The sequence below is a fragment of the Defluviitalea raffinosedens genome (assembly GCF_016908775.1).
Taxonomy (GTDB): domain Bacteria; phylum Bacillota; class Clostridia; order Lachnospirales; family Defluviitaleaceae; genus Defluviitalea; species Defluviitalea raffinosedens.
The window spans coordinates 63,048-85,422 of record NZ_JAFBEP010000010.1 but is presented as its reverse complement, the minus strand read 5'-3'; the positions used below and the strand labels follow the sequence as shown (position 1 = coordinate 85,422).

General features: G+C 33.7%; 20 protein-coding genes and 1 tRNA gene. 8 read left to right on the top strand and 13 right to left on the bottom strand.

Annotated features, from left to right (window positions below; genetic code table 11):
* Nucleotides 1-191 precede the first annotated feature (191 nt).
* The 13 genes from JOD07_RS09085 to dnaA form a co-directional block, all read right to left on the bottom strand.
* Nucleotides 192-282, bottom strand: a tRNA-Ser gene (locus JOD07_RS09085).
* 120 nt (nucleotides 283-402) lie between these two features.
* Nucleotides 403-1,359, bottom strand: coding sequence for an ABC transporter permease (locus tag JOD07_RS09080; RefSeq protein WP_158741525.1), 957 nt, complete (start codon nucleotides 1,357-1,359; stop codon nucleotides 403-405).
* Nucleotides 1,352-2,449, bottom strand: a complete 1,098-nt coding sequence (locus JOD07_RS09075; RefSeq protein WP_158741524.1) for an ABC transporter permease — start codon at nucleotides 2,447-2,449, stop codon at nucleotides 1,352-1,354. Before JOD07_RS09075 ends, JOD07_RS09080 begins: the two co-directional genes overlap by 8 nt.
* Nucleotides 2,442-3,968, bottom strand: a complete 1,527-nt coding sequence (locus tag JOD07_RS09070; protein ID WP_204613580.1) for an ABC transporter ATP-binding protein — start codon at nucleotides 3,966-3,968, stop codon at nucleotides 2,442-2,444. The genes JOD07_RS09075 and JOD07_RS09070 overlap by 8 nt, the downstream gene beginning before the upstream one ends.
* A gap of 138 nt (nucleotides 3,969-4,106) precedes the next feature.
* Nucleotides 4,107-5,261 (bottom strand): BMP family lipoprotein, encoded by a 1,155-nt coding sequence (locus JOD07_RS09065; protein WP_158741522.1) that lies wholly within the window; start codon nucleotides 5,259-5,261, stop codon nucleotides 4,107-4,109.
* Between the two features lie 112 nt (nucleotides 5,262-5,373).
* A complete protein-coding gene (locus tag JOD07_RS09060; RefSeq protein WP_158741521.1) occupies nucleotides 5,374-6,417 on the bottom strand; it encodes a C39 family peptidase in 1,044 nt (347 codons plus the stop codon).
* A gap of 17 nt (nucleotides 6,418-6,434) precedes the next feature.
* Complete coding sequence (gyrA, locus tag JOD07_RS09055) at nucleotides 6,435-8,885, bottom strand: DNA gyrase subunit A (protein WP_204613579.1); 2,451 nt, start codon at nucleotides 8,883-8,885, stop codon at nucleotides 6,435-6,437.
* A 26-nt stretch (nucleotides 8,886-8,911) separates the two neighbouring features.
* Nucleotides 8,912-10,813: a DNA topoisomerase (ATP-hydrolyzing) subunit B gene (gene gyrB, locus JOD07_RS09050; protein WP_204613578.1), complete on the bottom strand. Its 1,902-nt coding sequence runs from the start codon at nucleotides 10,811-10,813 to the stop codon at nucleotides 8,912-8,914.
* A gap of 38 nt (nucleotides 10,814-10,851) precedes the next feature.
* Nucleotides 10,852-11,124 carry an extracellular matrix regulator RemB gene (gene remB / locus JOD07_RS09045; RefSeq protein ID WP_204613577.1) on the bottom strand — a complete coding sequence of 91 codons (273 nt, stop codon included), beginning with the start codon at nucleotides 11,122-11,124 and terminating at the stop codon, nucleotides 10,852-10,854.
* 58 nt (nucleotides 11,125-11,182) lie between these two features.
* Nucleotides 11,183-12,274: a DNA replication/repair protein RecF gene (gene recF / locus JOD07_RS09040; RefSeq protein WP_158741517.1), complete on the bottom strand. Its 1,092-nt coding sequence runs from the start codon at nucleotides 12,272-12,274 to the stop codon at nucleotides 11,183-11,185.
* 13 nt (nucleotides 12,275-12,287) lie between these two features.
* Nucleotides 12,288-12,497 (bottom strand): S4 domain-containing protein YaaA, encoded by a 210-nt coding sequence (yaaA, locus tag JOD07_RS09035; RefSeq protein WP_158741528.1) that lies wholly within the window; start codon nucleotides 12,495-12,497, stop codon nucleotides 12,288-12,290.
* 112 nt (nucleotides 12,498-12,609) lie between these two features.
* Nucleotides 12,610-13,716: a DNA polymerase III subunit beta gene (gene dnaN, locus JOD07_RS09030; RefSeq protein ID WP_158741516.1), complete on the bottom strand. Its 1,107-nt coding sequence runs from the start codon at nucleotides 13,714-13,716 to the stop codon at nucleotides 12,610-12,612.
* Between the two features lie 250 nt (nucleotides 13,717-13,966).
* On the bottom strand, nucleotides 13,967-15,310 hold the full coding sequence (gene dnaA, locus JOD07_RS09025; protein ID WP_158741515.1) for a chromosomal replication initiator protein DnaA: 1,344 nt from the start codon (nucleotides 15,308-15,310) through the stop codon (nucleotides 13,967-13,969).
* Nucleotides 15,311-15,809: 499 nt separating this feature from the next.
* Here dnaA and rpmH point away from each other — a divergent pair, with 499 nt between their 5' ends.
* The 8 genes from rpmH to rsmG all read left to right on the top strand — a co-directional run bounded on the left by rpmH (nucleotide 15,810) and on the right by rsmG (nucleotide 22,299).
* Nucleotides 15,810-15,944: a 50S ribosomal protein L34 gene (gene rpmH, locus JOD07_RS09020; RefSeq protein ID WP_158741514.1), complete on the top strand. Its 135-nt coding sequence runs from the start codon at nucleotides 15,810-15,812 to the stop codon at nucleotides 15,942-15,944.
* Between the two features lie 110 nt (nucleotides 15,945-16,054).
* A complete protein-coding gene (gene rnpA, locus JOD07_RS09015; RefSeq protein ID WP_158741513.1) occupies nucleotides 16,055-16,390 on the top strand; it encodes a ribonuclease P protein component in 336 nt (111 codons plus the stop codon).
* A 25-nt stretch (nucleotides 16,391-16,415) separates the two neighbouring features.
* Complete coding sequence (gene yidD, locus JOD07_RS09010; protein ID WP_158741512.1) at nucleotides 16,416-16,625, top strand: membrane protein insertion efficiency factor YidD; 210 nt, start codon at nucleotides 16,416-16,418, stop codon at nucleotides 16,623-16,625.
* A 17-nt stretch (nucleotides 16,626-16,642) separates the two neighbouring features.
* Nucleotides 16,643-17,593 carry a YidC/Oxa1 family membrane protein insertase gene (locus JOD07_RS09005; RefSeq protein WP_158741511.1) on the top strand — a complete coding sequence of 317 codons (951 nt, stop codon included), beginning with the start codon at nucleotides 16,643-16,645 and terminating at the stop codon, nucleotides 17,591-17,593.
* A 3-nt stretch (nucleotides 17,594-17,596) separates the two neighbouring features.
* Nucleotides 17,597-18,223, top strand: coding sequence for an RNA-binding cell elongation regulator Jag/EloR (jag, locus tag JOD07_RS09000; RefSeq protein ID WP_158741510.1), 627 nt, complete (start codon nucleotides 17,597-17,599; stop codon nucleotides 18,221-18,223).
* A 50-nt stretch (nucleotides 18,224-18,273) separates the two neighbouring features.
* Nucleotides 18,274-19,656, top strand: a complete 1,383-nt coding sequence (gene mnmE, locus JOD07_RS08995) for a tRNA uridine-5-carboxymethylaminomethyl(34) synthesis GTPase MnmE (protein ID WP_158741509.1) — start codon at nucleotides 18,274-18,276, stop codon at nucleotides 19,654-19,656.
* A gap of 17 nt (nucleotides 19,657-19,673) precedes the next feature.
* Nucleotides 19,674-21,569 carry a tRNA uridine-5-carboxymethylaminomethyl(34) synthesis enzyme MnmG gene (mnmG, locus tag JOD07_RS08990; RefSeq protein WP_158741508.1) on the top strand — a complete coding sequence of 632 codons (1,896 nt, stop codon included), beginning with the start codon at nucleotides 19,674-19,676 and terminating at the stop codon, nucleotides 21,567-21,569.
* 10 nt (nucleotides 21,570-21,579) lie between these two features.
* Nucleotides 21,580-22,299 (top strand): 16S rRNA (guanine(527)-N(7))-methyltransferase RsmG, encoded by a 720-nt coding sequence (gene rsmG / locus JOD07_RS08985; protein ID WP_158741507.1) that lies wholly within the window; start codon nucleotides 21,580-21,582, stop codon nucleotides 22,297-22,299.
* Nucleotides 22,300-22,375: the final 76 nt, after the last annotated feature.

The following is a 22,375-nucleotide window of genomic DNA, read 5'->3' as shown; positions in this document are numbered from 1 at the left end:
TAATCCTTGCTAGTTTTTGCTAGCTTTTTCTATCCTTCAATCAATGGAATTGATTGGGTTTTATTTGGTGTGCTGTTTAGTTTTCAAAGATCGATATTCGTTATTTGTTCTGTTTATCGACAGCAACGAAAACAACTATAACAAATTAATCTCAGCTTGTCAACAACTTTTTTCTTATTTCTTAAAAAAGTTGGCGGAGAAGGAGGGATTTGAACCCTCGCGCCGATTGCTCGACCTATACCCTTAGCAGGGGCACCTCTTCAGCCACTTGAGTACTTCTCCGTTTTTTCACAAGCGCAAGAGTTATTATACTAAACTATATGATAAAAGTCAACATATTTTTTATGTAAATTAATGTAAATTTTAAAGGGTGAAAAGTATTCACCCTTTAAATATAGAATTCTATCTCTTTCCTGCATCATAAGGCTCGCCAGCTGCTCTTGGACCTGCTGAATTCTTTGAAAACAGAACCAAAGCAATAATCGTTACAACATAAGGGAATGTATTAAAATAAATATTAGGTAAAGTTTTTAAGGATTCAAATAGTTGAGACATATCCGCAACTGTCTTTGCAAATCCAAAGAATACTGCGGCACCTAATACACCAAAAGGTTTCCATTTTCCAAATATAAGGGCAGCCAAAGCTAAGAATCCCAAACCTGAATAAATATTTCCTGAGAATTCTCCTGAATAAGTTGTGATAACAATGGCTCCCCCTAATCCTGCTAAGATTCCGGATATAATTACTCCTATATATCTCATTCGTATAACATTAATACCCATAGAATCTGCTGCCTGAGGATGCTCACCACAGGCTCTTAAACGAAGACCAAAGGGACGTTTATATAACACATACCAGCTAACAACTACAATCAGTATCACAACATATGTAGTGATATATGCATTTCCAAAAAAGATTGGACCAATCACTGGTATTTTTGAAAGTCCTAAGAACATTACATCTCTTTTTATAAAGCCTTTGATAATCTGAATATTAGCACTACCAGTAAGTGCTCTGGCTAAGTAAATTGTAATAGCGGATGAAAGCATATTAATCGCTGTTCCACTAATAACTTGATCTGCTCTCATCGTAATACTTGCAAAGGCATGAATCATGGAAAAGAGTCCTCCCATTAATGCCCCTAAGATCACTCCAAGTAAAATAGATACATCTCCCATACTCTCATAATTGCTTGATATAAAGAACGCACTAGTAAAAGCACCAATACCCATTAAGCCTTCTAAACCGATATTTACTACACCACTTCTTTCACTAAATAATCCTCCAAGCGCAATAATAAGAAGAGGAGCTGTATAAGCCAACGCCAATGGAATCATACTTGAAAGTATATTAAGCATTACTTCCACCTCCATTTCTATCCAAACCTTTGTTTATTTTAGCTAAAATTCCTTTAATCATTAAATTAGCAGCTGCAAAGAAAATAATAACAGCAATAATAATTTCAATAAGTTCTTTAGGTACTTCCGTAGCCGCATTCATAAATAGTTTTCCTGCATTCATAAATCCAAATAAGAATGCTGAAAAAATAACGCCAATAGGATTATTAAGCCCTAAAAGTGCAACTGCTATTCCATCAAAGCCTTGAGATGGAAGTTCTCCAATTTTTATATTATTTCCATAACCTAAATAATACACAGCGCCAGCAAGGCCTGATAATGCTCCTGATATCATCATAGAAAGTACAATATTACGGTTTACTTTCATTCCTGCATATTCTGCAGCATGAGCATTAAATCCCACAGCTTTAAGTTCATATCCAAAGGTGGTCTTTTCTAAAATCCACCATATAAAAATAGCTGCAAAAATAGCAATGAAAAATCCTAAATTCACATAAGACCCTTTAAATAACTTACTTAACCATTCTGTTCTAAGGGAAGCAGTATTTTTGATAACCGCAGATTCCGTATTAAAGTTTCCGGGTATTTTGGCAGGTACAAAGTAATAAACACTCCAATAAGCAATCCAGTTCATCATGATCGTTGTAACCACTTCGTTAATTCTAAATTTTGCTTTTAAAATTCCTGGTAAGAACGCCCATATAGAACCTAGAAGTGCTGCAGAAATAACCGCAAAAGGAAGATGTATAATTCTTGGCATCTCAAACACAACACCAATATATACTGCTATAAAACCTCCCATTAACATTTGTCCGGGAGCCCCTATATTAAATAAACCTGTTTTAAAAGCAAAAGCAACTGAAAGCCCTGTCAACACAAGGCTTGTCATCGTTAAAAGGGTGTCTCCGAATCTCTTGATATTGCCATAAAAACCTGCTCCTTTTAATAATTCAGAATAAGCTTCTATAGGATCATATCCTGAAAAAGCCATGATGATAGCACCTATAATAAATCCTAACAATACAGAAAAAAAAGGAATAATTCGTCTTTGAAAATCTTCATTTTTTAATGTTTTAGAGATTTTACTCACTTTCATGACCTCCCTTAGAACCTGCCATCATAAGACCCAGTTCATTTTCATTTGTCTTCTTAGAATCGACAATACCTACAATATTTCCTTCATACATTACAGCTATTCTATCTGATACATTAAGTATCTCATCAAGCTCCAAGGAAAATAACAATATGGCTTTGCCTTTATCTCTTTCCTCTACAAGCCTTTTATGAATATATTCAATAGCGCCTACGTCCAATCCTCTGGTAGGTTGTGCAACGATAAGTACTAAAGGAGATTTGTCAATTTCCCGGGCAATAATTGCCTTTTGCTGATTACCTCCCGACATACTTCTTGTGATCGTTTTACTACCTTGTCCACTTCTTACATCAAATTCATTAATGAGTCGATCAGAATACTTTCTTATTTCAGTTCTATTTAAAATACCTCTTGAAGAAAAAGGCTCTTTATAATAATTCTCCAATATCATATTATCTTCAAGGTAAAAGTCCAGCACCAACCCATGTTTGTGCCTGTCTTCCGGAATGTGACCTAAGCCTACTTCACTTCTTTTTCTAACATCTAAATTTTGAATTTCTTGTCCATTAAGTATTATTTTCCCGGATTCAACTTTTCTTAATCCTGTAATAGCTTCAACCAACTCTGTTTGTCCATTTCCGTCTACCCCTGCTAGGCCTAATATTTCTCCTCCACGAATTTCAAAAGACACATTCTTTACTGCTTCAAGACCTCTATTATCTTTTACAATAAGGTTTTCTACTTTTAAGTAAACATCTTTTAAAACAGGTTCAGCTTTTTGAACACTAAAGCTCACTTTACGGCCTACCATAAGCTCTGCCATTTTTTCCGTTGAAGTTTCAGCTACCTCTACGGTAGCAATTCCTTTTCCTTTTCTAATAATCGTACATCGGTCTGCTATAGCTTTGATTTCTTTTAATTTATGCGTAATAAGAATAATAGATTTTCCTTCTTTAACAAGACGTCGCATGATATTCATTAATTCTCCAACTTCTTGAGGCGTAAGAACAGCAGTCGGTTCATCAAAGATGAGAATTTCTGCATTTCGATAAAGCATTTTTAGTATTTCTACTCTTTGTTGCATACCTACAGAAATGTCTTCTATTTTTGCATAAGGATCTACTTTAAGGCCATATAATTGTGATAATTCTTCAATACGTTTAGCAGCACTCCTGATATCTATTGCTCCTCCACGCATAGTTTCCATACCAAGAATGATATTTTCAGTAACCGTAAAATTATGTACCAATTTAAAATGTTGATGTACCATTCCAATGCCTAACTGAGTCGCCACATTGGGATTGGTAATGTTAACTTCTTTTCCCTTGACTTTTATAATCCCTTTATCTGGCTTGTACAATCCAAATAAAATGGACATCAAAGTAGATTTACCTGCTCCATTTTCTCCTAATAAAGCATGAATTTCTCCTGGAATGACTTGCAATGTAATATTATCATTTGCTACGATACCCGGAAATTCTTTTCGAATATTAAGCATCTCAATAACATAATCCATGGTATTTCCTCCAACCCATTTTTATTAATATTATATCACAATACTTTATTGATTATCTATAATTAGTCATATAAAAAACGCACATTCTTGTGCGTTTTTTATATGAAATTTCACCCTATTATTTATTTACTAGATAAATTATTTTAAGAAAGCGTCTAATTCTTCTTGAGTTGCAGGAATCGTTAATTTACCATCTAAAACTTGTTGAACTGTTTCTTCAACCTTTTTAATTGTATCTTCAGATAAGTTTGGATTTTCTTTTGGAAGACCTACAGCATTATCTTTTAATCCTAAAGTTACAACTTCTCCTCCTGGGAATGTTCCGTTAAGTTTTGCATCAATATAATTGTATGCAGCTGTATCAACACCTTTTACTGCTGAAGTTAATGTAACAGATTTTCCACTGGAAATTTTACCAGCTTCATATTGGTCTACGTCAACACCGATAACATATACTTCCTGGCCTTTTTCAGCTCTTTCTTTTGCTTCGTTAAATACACCAACACCTACACCACCAGCTGCATGGAAAATAATATCTACACCTTTATCATACATTCCGGCAGCTAATGTCTGTCCTCCAGCAACATCATCAAATGTTCCCTGATAAATATAATCTACAATTTCAGCTTGAGTTCCATAGGTTTTATTTGCATAAGCAACTCCTGCTTGATAACCCCAGCCAAACTTTTGTACAGGAGGAATTTCCATTCCACCAATAAATCCTAATTTATTGGTTTTAGTAGAAAGTGCAGCAGCAACTCCGGCTAAGAATCCAGCTTCATGTTCATTAAAGAAAACACAAACTGTATTATCATGTTTTACAAAATTTCCATCTCCATTATGAGTTTGTCCGTCAATTAAAATAAAGGATACGTCTGGATTGTTTGTAGCAGCTTCATTTACTGCAGTTTCAAATTTAAATCCAGGAGTAACAATAATGGTATGTCCTGTATCAATTAAGTCATTCATAGCATTTAAATAATCTGTATGTTGTTCTCCGGAAGGTTGAAGATATTTTTCTTCAATAACTCCAGCATTATCTTGAGCATATTTTACAATACCTTCCCATGTTCCCTGGTTAAAAGACTTATCATCTATAGTACCTGAATCTGTTACCATACCTACTTTAACTGGTTCTGCTGGTTTTTGGTCTGTACTACCTTCTGTTTTCTCTCCTGTTTCTTCTGTAGTCTGCTCAGGAGTAGTGTTTTGATTTTGATTACCGCATCCAGTTAATGCAATAGAAAATACTAAAGTTAATACCAATAATAAACTCATTATCTTCTTACTCATAGAATTTCCTCCTTTATTTTATTTATGAAAATTAAATAATCAACGATATATTAACATATTCTACCTTTCTTGTCATTAAAATTTTCATGTTTTTTATATAATAACACTTTAGTTAATTACTGCTTACATATGATATTGCTTGTCTTCCCATTTGATTCCATGCTGCTTTAAAATCTTCTTTTTTTGCTCTTATATTCTTTTTAGAATAAAAAGGATCATTAAAATAAACATATTTTTCATCATAACCGGTAATTAAAACAGCGTGTAATTTATAAGTGATTTCAACTGGTCCAGTGGGGGTAAGCCATATCTCAAATTGACTATCATCTAATTTTTTATAAGTTGTGTTGGTTATAGCCCAGACAGGTTGACCCTTTGAAAGAAAATGAAATAAATCTTCAAATTCACAGCCTGTTAAGTTGACCGTTTGATCAGGCATATATTCTTTCATCAATCTTTCTATAGGGCCATTATATACGCCATATCCCGGGTTTTTTAAAGAATACATGTCCCCTACAAATCCATCATTAGGATTTCCAAAATAGGTTCTGTTCCCTTTTTTAGATAAAGGGGTTGTGTCTTTATCAATCTTTTTAGCCAGTTCCATTTTATCCACTTTGATACCGGCATAATTTAGAAGCATAGCAAGACTTGTAACCTCACACCCTCTTGGAAGTTCCGGCTTTTGTAAGATCACAGGCACATCTAATAAAACTTTTTCTTTAATGTTTTCAGAATCAGACCAAATCACATTTTGATTGGACAAGTAGAATATTTTTCTCCCTTCTTTTTCTTTAGCAAAAAAAACTGCATCAGAAAAAGAATCATAATCATTAATATATTTATCATTTTCAAACAAAATATACGGATCAAAACTATTCCAAATCCATTCATCTGTATTTTTTTGTTTTACATAAACATCTTTATACTTGTTAGCATAATTAATGGCATCTTCCTTTGTTTTAAAGGATTTGATAAAGGCATTCTTATGATAAACTTCAAAGATGATTGGATCTTCTCTATTTGCTTTATCAGCATTAATATGGACGTTTTTAAATGCTTCCGTAACTTCCTTAAAATCTTTAATGAACCAAACACATCCTATAACCAATGTCAAACTAACTACCCAAAATATGATGGTCCTCTTTTTTTTCATATTACTTATTCCTTTTATTAACAGTTTTCATCTTCTACAACTTTTGCTACAGCTACAACAGATTCATTTTCTCCTAAATTCATTAATTTAACTCCCTGTGTAACTCTTCCTGTTTTTGAAATTTGAGCTACATGAAGTCTTATGATAATTCCTTCTGAGGTAATCATCATGATTTCTTCTTCTTCAGACACCATCTTGATCCCAATGATTTTTCCTGTCTTTTCTGTTAATCGGTAGGTCTTAATACCTTTGCCACCTCTTTTTTGCAGATGGAATTCACCTATATCAGTTCTTTTTCCAAGACCTTTTTCTGTAACAAATAAAACATCTCTTCCTTCAGATATTAATCCTACACCTATAATCTCATCACCATCGTTAAGGGTCATGGCACGAACACCCATACCTGTTCTTCCTATTTCTCTGACATCTTTTTCAGAAAAGAGTATTCCTTGTCCATTTTTCGTTCCGATAAAGATCTGTTCATCATCTACAATATTTTTTACTTGTATTAACTCATCATCTTCTCGAAGATTTATGGCAAGGAGCCCTCCCTTTCTAATGTTTTCATATTCCATAATGCTTGTCTTTTTAATAAGTCCTTTTTTGGTCACCATCAGAAGATAGGTTCCTTCTTTATATTCTTTTACAGGAACGACTGCAGTGATATTTTCATCTGGATCCACTTGAAGCAGGTTTATGATAGCAGTTCCCCTTGCTGTTCTGGATGCTTCAGGAATTTCATAGGTTTTAAGCCTATAAACTTTTCCTTTATTGCTAAAGAATAAAATATAGTGATGGGTAGAAGCAATAAATAAATCTTCAATAAAATCTTCTTCTCTGGTTTGCATACCGATAATGCCTCTTCCCCCTCGATTCTGACTTTTATATGTATTCAGAGGAAGTCTTTTAATATATCCAAGATGGGTCATTGTAATAACATTAGGCTCATCTGCAATGAGGTCTTCTACATCTAATTCTCCGCTATCCATTTCAATTCTCGTTTTTCTTTCGTCTCCATATTTTTGACGAATAATCAGGAGTTCTTCTTTAATAACACCATAAAGTCTCTTCTCATCTCCAAGAATTGCCCTTAATTCCTTAATGGTTTCTTGAAGTTCTCTATATTCTTCTTCTAGTTTTTCTCTTTCTAAGCCCGTTAAACTTCTAAGCCTCATATCAACAATAGCCTGAGCTTGTTTTTCCGATAATGTAAAGGCTTCCATAAGGCGTTCTTTTGCTTCCTGGGTACTTGAAGAAGATCTGATTATAGAAATCACTTCGTCTATATGATCTAAAGCAATTCTTAAACCTTCTAAAATGTGAGATCTTTCTTCAGCTTTTCTAAGATCAAACTGTGTTCTTCTTGTTACAACATCTTTTTGATGATTTAAGTAATGGATTAACATGTCTTTTAAATTTAAAGTTTTAGGTTCATTATTTACTAAAGCCACCATGTTAATACCAAAGATATCTTGAAGCTGAGTATTTTGATATAATTGATTTAGTATAATATTGGCATTATAGTCTTTTTTAATTTCTATAACAATACGCATTCCCTTGCGGTCGGATTCATCTCTTAAATCAGATATTCCTTCTATCTTCTTTTCTTTCACCAAATCAGCAATTTTTTCAATGAGTCTTGCTTTATTTACCATATAAGGAATTTCTGTAACAACAATTCTTTGCTTACTGCTTGAAATTTGTTCAATGTCTGCAACGGCCCTTACTTTTATTTTCCCTCTGCCCGTTCTGTAAGCTTCCTCGATTCCCTTTCTGCCTAATATAATTGCTCCTGTAGGAAAATCCGGGCCTTTAATGATGGATAATAATTCTTCAATATCTGTTTCTCTGTTATATTCCACATAGTTATCAATGATTTTAACAACACCATTGATCACTTCTTTTAAATTATGAGGCGGAATATTGGTTGCCATCCCAACCGCAATACCGGAAGTACCATTAACGAGCAAGTTTGGAAATCTTGCCGGAAGTACGGATGGTTCGTTCAATGATTCATCAAAATTCGGTACAAAATCGATGGTCTCTTTTTCGATATCTGCTAAGAGTTCCATGGCAATCTTACTAAGTCTCGCCTCTGTGTAACGCATAGCAGCTGCACTGTCTCCATCCACGGAACCAAAGTTTCCATGGCCATCAACTAATGGATATCGAATAGAAAAGTCCTGAGCAAGTCTCACCATTGCATCATAAATAGAGCTATCTCCATGGGGATGGTATTTACCCATGGTTTCCCCGACGATACGAGCAGACTTTTTATACGCCTTATCGGGACTTAAATGGAGTTCATTCATAGCATATAAAATTCTTCTGTGTACTGGTTTTAAGCCATCCTTTACATCCGGTAAGGCTCTTGATACAATAACACTCATGGCATAATCTATATAAGATCTTTTCATTTCTTCTTGTATATCCACAGGAATAATTTTATCAAATTCTTTTTCTTCCATCTTAACCTTCCTTTGTCAATGCAATATTAAATATCAAGATTTTTAACATGCTTTGCATATTCTTGAATAAATTCTTTTCTAGGCTCTACTTTATCTCCCATCAGAGCTGTAAAAATCTCATCCGCTGCTGCTGCATCTTCTAAGTCTACTCTAACTAAAATACGAGTTTCCGGATCCATGGTTGTTTCCCAAAGTTGTTCCGGATTCATTTCTCCCAAACCTTTGTATCTTTGCATTGTAATTCCATCTCGTCCAATTTCATCGAATAATTTTTCTAGTTCTTTGTCATTATATACATAATAAGTCTTTTTGTTTTTCTCCACCTTATAAAGAGGAGGTTGAGCAATATATACATGTCCTTTTTCAATTAATTGTCGAAGATAACGATAAATAAATGTAAGGAGCAAAGTTCTGATATGTGCTCCATCGACATCGGCATCGGTCATAATAATAATTTTACCATAACGCAATTTTGAAATATCAAAATCATCTGCAATGCCTGTCCCAAAAGCTGTGATCATGGCACGAATTTCTTCATTTCCAAGAATCCTGTCCAGTCTTGCCTTCTCTACATTTAAAATTTTTCCTCTTAAAGGAAGGATCGCCTGGGTCTGTCTTGTCCTGGCAGACTTTGCTGAACCTCCTGCTGAATCTCCTTCGACTATAAATATTTCGCAAAGATTTGGATCTTTCTCAGAGCAGTCCGCCAATTTTCCAGGCAAACTGTTGCTCTCCAATACACTTTTTCTTCTGGTTAAGTCCCTGGCTTTTCTTGCTGCTTCTCTTGCCCGTGCAGCCATAATGGCTTTTTGCAAAATGATTTTGGCAACAGAAGGATTTTGCTCTAAATAGTACATGAGCTCTTCTGAAAAAATCGCTTCAACGATACCTCTTACTTCACTGTTTCCAAGTTTAGTTTTAGTTTGTCCTTCAAATTGGGGTTCTGACACTTTTACACTGATCACTGCTGTTATGCCTTCTCTTATGTCATCCCCGGATAAATTGCTCTCACTTTCTTTTAATAAATTATTTTTTCTGCCATAATCGTTGATCGTTTTTGTAATGGCAGATTTAAAGCCACTGAGATGAGTACCTCCTTCAGTGGTATTAATGTTGTTAACAAAGCTAAATATGTTTTCAACATAAGTATCATTATGCTGAAAGGCAATTTCAACCTCTACATCATCTTTAACCCCTTCACAGTAAAAAATATCGTTGTATAGAGGTGTTTTATGTTTGTTAAGATGGGAAACAAATTCCTTTATTCCACCTTCATAATGAAAAGTTCTCTCTTTTTCTTTTCCTTCTCTTTCATCTTTTAAGGTAATTTTCAAACCTTTGGTCAAAAATGCCATTTCCCGAAGACGTTGTCTTAGGGTGTCAAATTGATATTCCGTTTCTTCGAATATCTGAGCATCCGGTTTAAAATGAACCAAAGTACCTCTTTTATCCGTTTCTCCAACAATCGTTAAAGGCTTTATAACCTTGCCTCTTTCATACACCTGTTCATAAATTTTTCCTTCTGTAAAAATTTGAACCTTTAGCCATTCTGATAGTGCATTTACAACAGAAGCTCCTACTCCATGGAGTCCTCCAGATACTTTATAACCTCCACCTCCGAATTTACCCCCTGCATGTAAAACGGTAAATACAACTTCAACTGCCGGAATCTTCTTTTGAGGGTGAATGCCTACAGGTATACCCCGTCCATTGTCTACAACGGTAATTGAATTATCTTTGTGAATCGTTACCTCTATTTCATCACAATAACCAGCTAATGCCTCATCTACTGCATTATCTACGATTTCATAAACTAAATGATGCAACCCTCTTGAAGAAGTACTTCCAATATACATGCCGGGCCTTTTTCGGACAGCTTCTAATCCTTCTAGTATCTGTATCTGGCTTTCATTATACTCTGGAGCCATGAAATAACTCACTCCTTTTTCAAAATTTTGTAAATCTATTAATTAATAATGGATAAATCACTAAGCAAATGAATTCTTTTTTGTAATGTAGCTGAGGAAATTGGAGACAAATAAATAACATTTCTCCCTTTTTCTTCCGTGATGATAATCGTTTTTATATCATCTTTGGATACAACACAAACAAAACCTTCTTCCCGAGCTACTTTTAGAAATTCCGTAGTAATTTTTGAATCTTCCATGGATTTCATATCAAAAATACCAACTAAATCTTTTAACCTGATTTCTACATCTGCGCCAATATGCAGAAACACATTATTTCCTCCCTACAAAACACAATAATACGTATATTGTATCTTATTTAAACTTTTGTTACAACATTTTACTGTCTTTCGGGTATATATGACCATCTTCTACATAATAGACAAATCCCTTGTGAATTTGTTTTAATATTAAATCTTCAATTCCCGTACAAGTAAGAATGGTTTGAATATCATCAATATGAGCAATTAAATCTTTTTGCCTATTTTCATCTAGTTCAGAAAGAACATCATCTAATAAAAGTATAGGGGCTTCTCCTGTTTCTTGTTTCATTAAATCAATTTCAGCCAGTTTCAAGGAAAGGGCTGCGCTTCGTTGCTGCCCTTGAGAACCATACGTACGAAGATCCATACCATTTACCTTAAAAACAATATCATCTCTGTGGGGACCTATTGAAGTAGTCCCACTCTGCAGATCTCGCACTAAGTTTTCTTTTAATTTTTCTCTAAACTGGTTACTACTCACACTGGGCGAATATTCGACTAATAATTTTTCCTTTTGCGCTGTAATATTACCATGAATCAACAAAGCCAAATGATTAAGCTTCTCTATAAATACTTTCCTGGCTTCAATCACTTTTTCTCCGAAATGTACCAGTTGCTCGTCCCATATATCGGTCATATCCTTGGGATTTTTGTTTATTTGTTTCAAAAAATGATTTCTTTGCTTTAATACTTTATGGTATTGTTGAAGATTATAATAATATATCCTGTCTAGTTGACATAACTCAATATCTAAAAACCGCCTTCTTTCCTTAGGTCCACTTTTAATGAGCTGTAAGTCTTCTGGAGAAAAAATGACAACATTGATAATCCCTAAAAGTTCTCCAAGTTTTTGAATAGGGATTCCATTATGAGCGGCAGATTTTCTGCCGCTTTTGTCTAAATGAAAATCTATTTTTTCTACTCTGTTTTGTTTATGAAGAAATAAGCGGATATGGGCTTCATCTTTATGCCAATGAATTGCTTCTTTTTCATGGGTCGTTCGGTGGGATCTTCCTGTGGCACATAAATAAAGAGATTCAAGTATATTGGTTTTTCCCTGTGCATTTTGTCCGTAAAAAATATTAAGTTTTGGATGCAAAGATAAATTGAGCTGCTCATAATTTCTAAATTGGTATAAATTTACCTCTTTAACATACATTATGCCCACTCCATCAATGAATTATGATATATTCTTTACCATTTATATCCACCTTGTCTCCGCTTCTTAATTTTTTTCCCCTTTGAAAAACAACTTCGCCATTTACCTTTATGGTATTTTCTGAGATAAAGTATTTTGCTTCTGCACCAGATTGAACAATATCTACATACTTTAAAAATTGATCCAGTTTAATGTATTCTGTATTTATTTTAATTTCTTCCAACTTCATCACCTTTTCTTTTAATGATAAAAAGTGCGAACATCATCGCACTTTTTATTATAGCATATTAATAATTAAATTACCTGCAGATAAAAAAATTAAACTTTACGAAAGATTATACATTTAATCGAATTGGTAAGATTAGATATTTATATTCATTGCCATTAACAGGCTGGATAATGCAGGGGTTTAAGGAAGACATAAATAGAATGGCAACTTCATCATCATCGATCACTTTTAAGGCATCTATAAGATATTTGGGATTAAACGCAATCATTAAATCTTTTCCTTCCAGATTAACAGGAAGTTCTTCATGAGCAGTTCCCAGTTCCGTATTGGATGTAATGACTAAGCGATCAGAATCCATTTCCATTTTAATCGGATTCTTTTTTCCTTCTCTTGAAATCAATGCAGCTCTTTCAATACTCATAAGTAATGCTTTTCGATCCACTGTGATTCTTGTTTCATAGTCTTCAGAAAAGCTATTTTCGTACTTTAAAAACTCTCCTTCAAGTAACCTGGAAACAACTGTACTGTCTCCCAGGTCAAAAAGAATATGTTTGTCTGTAAAATATATCGAAACCTGATCTTCTTCTTCTGAAGAAAAAATTTTGCTGATTTCTCCCAGTGTCTTTCCTGGAACGACAACCTCATTTTCCTCATTCTCAACTGATAAAGGTGTTTTTCTGTAAGATACTCTATAACCATCCACAGATACCATATGTAGTGCTCCATTTTTGATTTGGATCAGTTCTCCGGTTAAAATGGGTCTCGTTTCTTCAGTAGCCACAGAAAAAATGGTTTGTCTGATCATGTCTTTTAGTGTGGATTGTTTTAGTGTAATGGATTTATCTCTTTCAATTTTAGGTAACTCCGGAAAATCTGCTCCAGATTGAGCTGATATTTTAAATTCAGAATTAGCACATTTAATCGTAGCCATAAGATTAGCATCTACTGTAATTTTTACTTCGTCTTCAGGAAGCTTTCTTACAATTTCAGAAAAAATCTTAGCTTCTAATGCAATACAACCTGACTTTTCAACAGTTGCTGGTATCGTACTTTCTATTCCAAGTTCCAAATCATTCCCTGTTAATTTAAGAGCATTCTGATCTGTTTCTAATAAAATGCATTCTAAAATAGGAAGTGTAGTTCTGCTGGAAACAGCTTTTAAAACAATATTGACACTATTTAATAAATCATTTTTTGTACATGACACCTTCATTTTGTGGATAACTCCTTTCCTGTTTTTAATATTAATAAAATAAAAAGGTTTGAGTAATTATAGTAATAGTACCTGTGGAAATGTAGATAAATCATTCAAATACCAAAAATACAAATAAAAAAATAATAGAATAACCCTGTGGATAAAAAAATAAAAGTGAAAAGGTTATTCACATTATTAACAAAAAAAATTTAAGGAAATAATTATTCACACCTTGTCCACTATATTCTCACAGACTAATGTGAATAAATTATTTACCTGTAATTCTTTTTTCTAATTCCAGTATGGTTTGTTGAAGTTCCCTGTCTTTTTCTATGTCTTGGGCAACTTTTTCAAAACCATGTATGATGGTGGTATGGTCCCTTCCTCCGAATTTTTCTCCTATTTTAGGTAGTGAGAGATCCGTTAAACGCCTGCAAAGGTACATAGCAATTTGTCTTGGGAAAGCTACATTTCGAGTTCTCTTTTTAGATCTCAGCTCTTCAGGTTTTAGGTTAAAGTAAGATGCTACGACTTCCTGGATTAGTTCTGTAGTAATGGTTTTGGGCTTGTCCGAACTCATTAAATCTTTTAGTGCTTCGCTGGCTAATTCAATATTAATTTCTTTATTGGCCAAGGTTGAATAAGCTATGATTCGGTTTAATGCTCCTTCTAATTCTCTTATATTGGAAACGATAGACTTGGCTACAAAAAGAATAACGTCGTTTGGAATAGTTAATCTTTCTAATTCAGCTTTTTTTCTTAAAATAGCAATTCTGGTTTCTAAATCTGGGGGTTGTATATCTGCAATAAGACCCCATTCGAATCTTGAAAGCAGTCTTGCTTCTAATGTTTTAATTTCTTTTGGAGGCCTATCACTGGAAATAATGATTTGTTTGCTGTCTTCATGCAATGTATTAAAGGTATGGAAGAATTCTTCTTCTGTTCTTTCTTTTCCCGCAATAAATTGAATGTCGTCGATCAAAAGAACATCGATGTTTCTGTATTTGTTTCTGAATGCCTGGTTTTTATCGTCCTTAATGGAGTTAATGAGTTCATTGGTAAATTTTTCAGATGAAGCGTATAATACTTTTGCACTGGGGTTTTGAGCTAAGATGTAATGACCAATTGAGTGCATAAGATGAGTCTTTCCAAGCCCAACACCTCCGTAGAGAAAGAGTGGATTGTATGCTTTGGCAGGAGCCTCTGCAACGGCAAGAGCTGCAGCATGTGCCATTCTGTTGCTGTTTCCTACGACAAACGTGTCAAAAGTATATCTTGGATTTAAATTGCTTTGATTATCAAGAGGATCTGAAGAATCTTCTTTGTTTGTTGTATTTTTTGATTTTTGTATTTGATTGGCTTCGTTTGGAGTAACAATTTTAATTTCATATTCATAATGAGTTACTTGAGCAATTGCGTTTTGGATCAAGCGAATATACCGAGTTTTTAAAATATCTCGAGAAAAGTCGTCCAGGGTTTCAATGGTCAGGACATTATCATTTACTGAAAGGGGCTTTAAGTTCTTAAACCAAGTCTGAAAGCTAACAGGAGAAGTTTCTGTTTCTAATATTTTTAGTATGCTTGGCCAATGACTTAGTACTTTGTTTTCCATTTAGATATCCTCCTATTATGAATGAAAAAATTTACATTTTTATCTTATACACAGATTATCCACAATTGTGTATAATTTTAAACAATAAATTAACAGCTTGTGTATATCTTTTAAAAAACGTTTCATGTGAATATGTATAAAAAAATTTTTTAACAACCTGTGAAAAACTTTATAAACAATAAAATAAGGCAAAAAAAAGAAATATAAACTCATAAAATAAAGTTTATACACAGAGTTATCCACAGAATGTGAATAATTAAGAACGTAAAATAAGTTATACACAACTTCTTTTTCATAATATCAAAATTCTTGTGGATAATCAATAATAAAAAAATTATCCACAAGAAAATAATCCACATAGATTGGGAATTGTAAAGAAATAGGTTCTTGACGAGCTATAGGATATTTACTATAATTGTAATAGTGCTTACAAAAACACGAAATGTGGGCCTATGTCGACGAATGTTGATTTGTATAGACTGCAAAGGAGGTGCTGAGAATGAAAATGACATTTCAGCCAAAAAAGAGACAAAGACAAAAAGAACATGGTTTTCGTAAAAGAATGAAAACAGCAAGTGGAAGAGCCGTATTAGCAAGAAGAAGAGCAAAAGGTAGAAAAAGATTGTCAGCATAAACAAGGCCGCATCATTGTGGCCTTGTTGTACTATAAGCTTTTTTTCCTCCGATTTTGACCGTTCATTACTTGTATGGCTGCGGTGAGTAAGTATTTTTAGGAGGAGTTTTATGAAACATACGGAGTCGTTAAAAAAGAATTTTCAATTTAAAATCGTATATAATAAAGGAAATTCTATAGCTAATCGTTTATTGGTTATGTATCGTTTAAAAAATGGAAAAGATATAAATAGATTGGGTATTTCAGTCAGTAGGAAAGTTGGAAACAGTGTTGTCAGAAATCGAATTACTCGTTTAATAAAGGAAAGCTATAGACTTCACGAAGAGCATATTCAATTAGGATGGGATATTGTGATCATTGCGAGAATTCCATCAAAAGAATCAGATTATCATGAAATATCTAAAGCCCTTGTCCATTTGCTAAAAAAAGCGGGATTATTCCTTTAATATAAGAGGAAGGAATGAGATTGATTTGAAAAAGTTGTTACTAGGTTGCATTTCGTTTTATCGCCGATTCATTTCTCCTTGCAAACCTCCCGTGTGTAGATTTTATCCTAGTTGTTCACAATATACTTATCTGGCAGTAGAAAAATACGGGACAATAAAAGGAATATATTTAGGAGTGAAGAGGATTTTAAGATGTCATCCATTTCATCCGGGGGGATATGATCCTGTTCCATAATTAAAGGAGGAAATAAGTTGATAGATTTTTTAGCACAAATCTTAGGAGTTGTATTAAATCAGATTTTTGATGTGATTTATTCAATAAGTCCTGCAGGTTCTTTAGGAATTACAATCATTTTATTTACGATTTTTGTCCGACTATTGATTCTTCCCCTTATGATTAATCAACAACGTTCCATGAAAAATATGCAAAAAGTTCAACCGGAAATTCAACGAATTCAGAATAAATATAAAGATAAAAAAGATCCTGAATCTCAAAAACAAATGAGTATGGAATTAAGTGAACTTTATAAAAAGCATAAAATCAGTCCTTTGGGTGGATGTTTGCCTCTACTTATTCAAATGCCTATTTTCTTTGCTTTGTTTAGAGTATTACAAAGAGCAGGTACATACATTAATAAGCTCCATGATATTTATAATCAATTAGCCGTTCAAATTATGAACGTTCAGGGATATCAAAGTATCTTACAGGGAATTGTTAAAGAAAGAGCGAATGTTCAACTGAATGAAACGACTTTAGGTACAGTAGAAGGTTTGCAATCGGTTTTATCTCATTTAACAACCAATGAATGGGGTCAGTTAACACAGACTTTTAAAGATATTCCCCAAGCTCTTTTACAACAAAAAGATAATATAGAAATATTTTTGGGCATTAGTTTGGTAGATTCTCCGAGCGATTTAATGGGACAAGGAGTAATTATAGCTGTTATTTTGCTTACTTTTATCGCAGGATTTACTACTTACCTTTCATCAAAAGTAATATCTTCAGGTACTCAGCAGCAGCAAAATGATCAAGCAGCACAAACTCAAAAAACAATGAATATAGTTTTTCCTTTTTTAACAGCATGGATGACATATACTTTACCGGCCGGATTAGGAATATACTGGATAACAAGCAATATTTTCCAAATTATTCAGCAGTTAGCCATTAATAAGAGTATGGACAAAGCGGGGGAAGGTGAATAGAATATGGATTTTATTGAGAAAATAGGAAAGACGGTTGAAGAGGCAATAACGGAAGGATTAATTGAATTAGGTGTTACAAGAGACAATGTAGAGATTGAAATCATTGAGAAGGGGTCTAAAGGATTTTTAGGAATTGGAAGCAAAATGGCCAAGGTTCGCTTGAGAAAAAAATATAATCCAATAAATGCTGCAACTAAATTTTTGGAAGATATTTTTGAAAAAATGAACATACAGGCTGTCATAGATGTAGAGGAAAGAGAAAACGGTAATTATTATTTTAATTTAAGAGGAGAAGATATGGGGATCTTAATTGGAAAAAGAGGTCAAACTCTGGATTCTCTTCAATATTTAGTGAATTTGGTGGCGAATAAAGAAAAAGAAAATTATGTTCGTATTACCTTAGATACAGAAAATTATAGAGAGAAGAGAAAAGATACCCTGGAAGCTCTCGCAAGAAACTTAGCCAAAAAAGTAAAAGCAACAAAGAAAAGTATTGTACTAGAACCGATGAATCCTTATGAAAGAAGAATCATTCATTTTGCACTCCAAAACGATAAATTTGTTAAAACCCACAGTGAAGGTGAAGAACCTTATCGTAAGGTAGTCATTAGCCCAATAAGTCATGGATAAAACCCAGTTTATACTGGGTTTTTAAAATACAAAAATAAAGGAGTAATTATATGATAGAGGATACAATTGCCGCTATTTCAACGCCTCCGGGTACTGGTGGTATTGGAATTATCAGGCTAAGTGGAAAAGATGTCTTTTCCATTGTCAATCCAATTTTTAGAGGCAAAAAAAATCAAGATTTATCAAAAGTTAGATCGCATACGATTCATTATGGATATATTATTGATAAAGAGTCAAAGAAAACTATAGATGAAGTATTGGTTATGGTTATGAAAGCTCCTAATACCTATACGAAAGAAGACATTGTAGAAATCAATTGTCATGGAGGTATTGTTTCTGTAAGAAAGGTATTGGAGCAAGTGTTAAAAATGGGAGCAAGACTGGCAGAACCTGGAGAATTCACAAAAAGAGCATTTTTAAATGGTCGAATAGACTTATCCCAGGCAGAGGCTGTCATTGATATCATTGAAGCAAAAACAGATATGTCTTTAAGTACGGCAATGGATCAATTGGAAGGAAGTTTATCTCATAGAATCGGAGAAATTAGAGAAGAACTTTTAGAAATTATGGCTCATATAGAAGCTGCTATCGATTATCCAGAGTATGATATAGAAGAATTAGGTTATGATCGAGTAAGAAAACGTATAGAAGAAATCAGAGCCAATATTCATCGTTTATTAGATACAGCTGATTCAGGAAAAATATTAAGAGAAGGGGTAAAAACGGCTATTGTTGGAAAGCCTAATGTTGGGAAGTCCTCTCTTTTAAATGCTTTGCTCAGAGAACAAAGGGCAATTGTTACGAATATACCTGGTACCACCAGAGATGTTCTGGAAGAATATATCAATATTTCAGGGGTTCCTTTTAAATTGATTGACACTGCAGGTATTAGAGAAACTGAAGATGTTGTAGAACAAATAGGTGTGAATCGTTCTAAAGAGATTATAGAATCGGCTGATTTAATTATTATGATTTTGGATTTATCCACTTCCTTGACAGAAGAAGATATGTACATTATGAATTTAATTGAAAATAAAAAGAAATTGGTTCTGCTTAATAAGACGGATTTACCGGCTAAGCTGGATAAAAACGAAATATATAACAGATTTACTCAAAATGAGATATTAGAAATCTCTGCAAAAAATAGAGAAGATATAGAACGATTAGAGGAAACTTTAAAAGAAATGTTTATGACTGGTAAAATCAATATGGAAGAATCTATAATGATCACAAACTTAAGACATAAAGATGCTCTTATAAAAGCCGATGAATGTTTAAAAGATGCTTTATCTACCATCGATATGGAGATGCCGGAAGATTGCTTATCCATTGATTTAACCAATGCATACAAATATTTAGGAGAAATTACCGGTGAATCTGTTCAGGATGATTTAATTCAAAAGATTTTTAGTCAATTTTGTTTAGGTAAATAAAAAGAAAGAGGGAAAACATGAGTTACAACGCTGGGAATATCGATGTTGCTGTAATTGGTGGAGGACATGCAGGGTGTGAAGCTGCTCTTGCAACTGCAAGACTAGGACTTAATACAGTTATATTTGCGATCAGTTTAGACAGTATTGCTATGATGCCCTGTAATCCGAATATAGGAGGAACTTCTAAGGGTCATTTGGTTAGAGAAATTGATGCCTTAGGAGGAGAAATGGGAAAAAATATAGATAAAACCTTTATTCAATCCAGAATGTTGAATATGGGAAAAGGACCTGCTGTGCATTCTCTCAGGGCCCAGGCAGATAAATACCGTTATTCAAAGGAAATGAAGAAAACTTTAGAGAATACTGAAAATCTAACGATTAAACAGGCGGAAATTGTAAAAATTCATGTAGAAGATAAAAAGGTAAAAGCTGTAGAAACAGCCAATGGAGCCATTTATTATTGTAAAGCTGTGGTTATAGCAACAGGAACTTATTTAAGAGCATGTTGCTTTATTGGAGATACAGTAGAGTATACGGGACCCAATGGTTTAAAACCTGCCAATAAATTGACGGATTGTTTAAAGGAATTGGGAATAGAATTACTTAGGTTTAAAACAGGTACTCCTGCCAGGGTAGACAGAAGAAGTATTGATTTTTCAAAGATGGAAGAACAGCCTGGGGATGAAAAAATCGTTCCTTTTTCCTTTGAAACGGATCCAAAAGCTATTGCCAGAGATCAGATCTCTTGTTGGTTGACTTATACGAATGAAAAAACCCATCAAATCATTCGAGACAATCTTCATCGTTCAGCTTTATATGGAGGAAAAATTGAAGGGATAGGTCCCAGATATTGTCCTTCTATTGAAGATAAAATTGTACGTTTTGCCGATAAAGAAAGACATCAGGTTTTTCTGGAACCTGAAGGTGAAGATACCATAGAAATGTATGTTCAAGGGATGTCCACGTCTCTTCCTGAAGACGTTCAACTGGCTATGTTACGTTCCTTACCGGGACTGGAAAACTGTGAAATTATGAGAACGGCTTATGCGATAGAATATGACTGTATTAATCCGACTCAACTCAGACATACTCTAGAATTTAAAGAAATTGCAGGATTATTCAGTGCAGGACAATTTAATGGAAGTTCAGGATATGAAGAAGCGGCGGCGCAAGGGATTGTAGCAGGTATTAATGCTGCATTAAAAATATTAGGTAAAGAACCAATGATCATTGATCGTTCTGAAGGATATATAGGGGTACTCATTGATGATTTGGTGACTAAGGGAACCAAAGAACCTTACAGAATGATGACTTCGAGGGCAGAATACAGATTACTTTTAAGGCAGGATAATGCAGATCTTCGTCTAACTGAAAAAGGGTATCATGCAGGACTTATTTCTAAAGAGCGATATGAAAAGCTTCTGGAAAAGAAAAGACTTATTGAAGAAGAGATAAAAAGAATGAAGGAGACGGTTGTTGGTGTTGTACCTTCTGTTCAGGCTTTTCTTGAATCCTATAACAGCACGCCCCTTAGGTCAGGTATACCTCTTTCAGAACTTATTAAGCGCCCGGAGTTAGATTATTATAAAATCAAAGAGATTGATCCAGGTCGTGTAGAACTTCCTGAGGATGTTCAAGAACAAGTTAATATTCAACTAAAATATGAAGGTTATATTAAGCGTCAGATGATTCAGGTAGAGCAATTTAAAAAGCTTGAAAACAAGCTTCTTAGTGAAGATATAGATTATCATCAGATCAAAGGACTTAGAATAGAAGCAGCTCAAAAACTTCAGGTCATTAAACCCAGATCCATAGGACAAGCTTCCAGAATATCTGGAGTTTCTCCTGCTGATATATCTGTTTTGTTAGTATATTTAGAGCAAATGAATAGAAGTAAAAATCTAAATAAGTAGGAGTATTCATATGGAACTTAAACAGTATTTAGATGATGGAAGCAAAGAATTTGGCATCCATTTAAATTCCAAACAAATTGATCAGTTTTTAGAGTATAAAGACTTGCTCTTAGAGTGGAATGAAAAGATGAATTTGACTGCTATTACAGAAGAGAAAGACATTATTATAAAACACTTTTTAGATTCCATATCCATTGGTAAATTTTTTGATTTTTCATCGGTAGAAAGTGTTATTGATATAGGGACTGGAGCAGGGTTTCCAGGTGTTCCTCTTAAAATTGCATACCCTAATCTTAAGATTACCTTAATGGATTCCTTAAACAAGAGAATTGAGTTTTTAAAGGAAGTTGTTTTAAAATTATCTCTTGATGAGGCAGAACCTATCCATGGAAGAGCTGAAGAGTTAGGTCAAGATAAACTTCATAGGGAATCTTATGATGTTTCTGTATCAAGAGCAGTAGCCCATTTATCTGTACTCGCAGAATACACCCTTCCTTTTATTAAGATAGGGGGGAAATTTCTGTGTATGAAAAGTATTAATAGTGATGAAGAAATAGAAGCTTCAAAGAAAGCGATTACGATTCTTGGAGGAAAGATCATAGATCAAAAGGATGTTCATATTCCTTTTAGCGATATAAGCCATAGAATTATTTTTATAGAGAAGGAAAGAGAAACTCCTGCAAAATATCCAAGAAAACCTGGTAAACCAAGTAAAAATCCTATACAATAATAGTAATTTTTAAATATTATATGAAAAAATGATATATTATACATAATATTGTGTTATAATATAGGTATTATTTGGT

What these genes read in the sequence shown, in the direction of transcription:
- mnmE (WP_158741509.1), top strand. Translation starts at nt 18,274, where the DNA reads ATGATAGAGGATACAATTGCCGCTATTTCAACGCCTCCGGGTACTGGT.
- rpmH (WP_158741514.1), top strand. Translation starts at nt 15,810, where the DNA reads ATGAAAATGACATTTCAGCCAAAAAAGAGACAAAGACAAAAAGAACAT.
- JOD07_RS09060 (WP_158741521.1), bottom strand. Translation starts at nt 6,417, where the DNA reads ATGAAAAAAAAGAGGACCATCATATTTTGGGTAGTTAGTTTGACATTG.
- JOD07_RS09070 (WP_204613580.1), bottom strand. Translation starts at nt 3,968, where the DNA reads ATGGATTATGTTATTGAGATGCTTAATATTCGAAAAGAATTTCCGGGT.
- dnaN (WP_158741516.1), bottom strand. Translation starts at nt 13,716, where the DNA reads ATGAAGGTGTCATGTACAAAAAATGATTTATTAAATAGTGTCAATATT.
- jag (WP_158741510.1), top strand. Translation starts at nt 17,597, where the DNA reads ATGGATTTTATTGAGAAAATAGGAAAGACGGTTGAAGAGGCAATAACG.
- dnaA (WP_158741515.1), bottom strand. Translation starts at nt 15,310, where the DNA reads ATGGAAAACAAAGTACTAAGTCATTGGCCAAGCATACTAAAAATATTA.
- JOD07_RS09080 (WP_158741525.1), bottom strand. Translation starts at nt 1,359, where the DNA reads ATGCTTAATATACTTTCAAGTATGATTCCATTGGCGTTGGCTTATACA.
- rnpA (WP_158741513.1), top strand. Translation starts at nt 16,055, where the DNA reads ATGAAACATACGGAGTCGTTAAAAAAGAATTTTCAATTTAAAATCGTA.
- recF (WP_158741517.1), bottom strand. Translation starts at nt 12,274, where the DNA reads ATGTATGTTAAAGAGGTAAATTTATACCAATTTAGAAATTATGAGCAG.
- gyrA (WP_204613579.1), bottom strand. Translation starts at nt 8,885, where the DNA reads ATGGAAGAAAAAGAATTTGATAAAATTATTCCTGTGGATATACAAGAA.
- JOD07_RS09065 (WP_158741522.1), bottom strand. Translation starts at nt 5,261, where the DNA reads ATGAGTAAGAAGATAATGAGTTTATTATTGGTATTAACTTTAGTATTT.
- mnmG (WP_158741508.1), top strand. Translation starts at nt 19,674, where the DNA reads ATGAGTTACAACGCTGGGAATATCGATGTTGCTGTAATTGGTGGAGGA.
- rsmG (WP_158741507.1), top strand. Translation starts at nt 21,580, where the DNA reads ATGGAACTTAAACAGTATTTAGATGATGGAAGCAAAGAATTTGGCATC.
- gyrB (WP_204613578.1), bottom strand. Translation starts at nt 10,813, where the DNA reads ATGGCTCCAGAGTATAATGAAAGCCAGATACAGATACTAGAAGGATTA.